This window comes from Mesorhizobium sp. P5_C1, assembly GCF_054049815.1.
Genome location: NZ_JBFULQ010001073.1, coordinates 1 through 1065, shown reverse-complemented (window position 1 = coordinate 1065; position 1065 = coordinate 1). Strand labels below are relative to the sequence as shown.

Genomic DNA, 1065 nt, shown 5'->3' with positions numbered 1-1065 from the left:
GCCCATCACCTTGCTCTACATCGTGCTCTCGAAGCAGTTCATCTCGGGCATCACCCAAGGCGCGGTCAAATAGGGCGCGGTCAAATAGACGAGGATCCTTTCACGTGGCCAACCAGAACAAGATCATCATCACCTGCGCCGTTACCGGCTCGATCCACACGCCATCGATGTCGCCGCACCTGCCGGTAAGCGCCGAGCAGATCGCACAGGCTGCGATCGAAGCCGCCGAGGCAGGTGCAGCCATCGTCCATCTGCATGCGCGCAATCCCGCCGATGGCCGTCCCGACCAGTCGACCGAGGCCTTTGCACCCTTCTTGCAGGTGATCAAGCAGCGCTCGGACTGTGTGATCAACATCACCACCGGCGGTGCCGCGACGATGAGCGTCGAGGAAAGGGTCAAGCCGGCTGCGACCTTTGCGCCGGAAGTCGCCTCGCTCAACATGGGCTCGATGAATTTCGGCCTCTATCCCATGCTGGAGCGTTTCAAGTCCTTCGAGCACGAATGGGAGCGGCCATATCTCGAAGGGTCGCGCGATCGCATCTTCCGCAACACCTTTGGCGACATCGAATACATCCTGCGCACCTGCGCSGARAACGGCACGCGYTTCGARATCGAGTGCTACGACATCGGCCATCTCTACACGCTCGCCCATTTCGTCGAGCGCGGCCTGGTCAAGGCGCCGTTCTTCGTCCAGAGCGTGTTCGGCATCCTCGGCGGCATCGGCACCCATCCGGAGGATGTCGCACATATGAAACGCACCGCCGACCGCCTGTTCGGCAACGACTACCACTGGTCGGTGCTGGGCGCCGGGCGCAGCCAGTTGCCCATCGCCACCCAGGCGATCGCCCTGGGCGGCAATGTGCGGGTCGGGCTGGAGGATTCATTGTGGATCGGCAAGGGCCAGCTGGCGAAATCCAGCGCCGAGCAGGTGCGCAAGGTGCACCAGATCATCGAGGGGCTCGGCGCCTCGGTGGCAACCCCTGACGAAGCGCGGCAGATCCTGCAACTCAAGGGCGGCGACAAGGTCTCTTTCTGAGACGATTTTCTTTTCCCGAGGCCAGATC

General features: G+C 62.3%; 1 protein-coding gene. It reads left to right on the top strand.

Annotated elements, in window-relative coordinates; all coding sequences use genetic code 11:
* The first annotated feature begins 104 nt into the window (after nt 1–104).
* Nucleotides 105–1037: a 3-keto-5-aminohexanoate cleavage protein gene (locus ACXJ7R_RS33970; protein WP_457155612.1), complete on the top strand. Its 933-nt coding sequence runs from the start codon at nt 105–107 to the stop codon at nt 1035–1037.
* Nucleotides 1038–1065: the final 28 nt, after the last annotated feature.